Here is a 535-nt window from a genome sequence, read left to right as displayed (position 1 = left end):
AACGACTCGGGCGAGACGAAGCCCTGGAACGCGGAGAACATGCCACCTGCCACGCCGCCGAACGACGCACCCATCGCGAACGCGAGCAGCTTGATGTTGCGGGTGTTGATGCCCATCGCCTTGGCGGCGATTTCGTCTTCACGGATGGCCACCCAGGCGCGTCCGATGCGCGAGTGCTGCAAGCGCACGCAAATGAACGCGATCAGCAACGCGAGGAACACGAACAGGTAGTAGTACATGTACACCGAGCTGACCTGGAGCCCGAAGAAGTTGTGCGCCTTCGAGAAATCGAAGCCGAACAACGACGCGGGCTGGATGCCGGTGATCCCCTTCGGGCCGTTGGTGATGTTGATCGGCCGGTCGAGGTTGTTCATGAAGATACGGATGATCTCCCCGAAACCCAACGTCACGATGGCCAGATAGTCACCGCGCAGACGCAGCGTCGGCGCACCGAGCAAGATGCCGAAGATCGCCGCGACGGCGGCACCGATCGGAATCGTGAACCACACGGGCACATGCAGCCCGCCGGGGAACA

1 protein-coding gene is annotated in these 535 nt (G+C 62.1%); it reads right to left on the bottom strand.

The window, feature by feature from the left end; genetic code table 11:
* On the bottom strand, window positions 1-535 hold a 535-nt coding region (locus tag PAN31117_RS26985), incomplete at both ends, for an ABC transporter permease subunit (RefSeq protein ID WP_442417701.1).

This window comes from Pandoraea anapnoica, assembly GCF_902459765.1.
Taxonomy (GTDB): domain Bacteria; phylum Pseudomonadota; class Gammaproteobacteria; order Burkholderiales; family Burkholderiaceae; genus Pandoraea; species Pandoraea anapnoica.
Note: the sequence above shows the minus strand (reverse complement) of the source record. Positions and strands in the feature narration are given on the sequence as shown.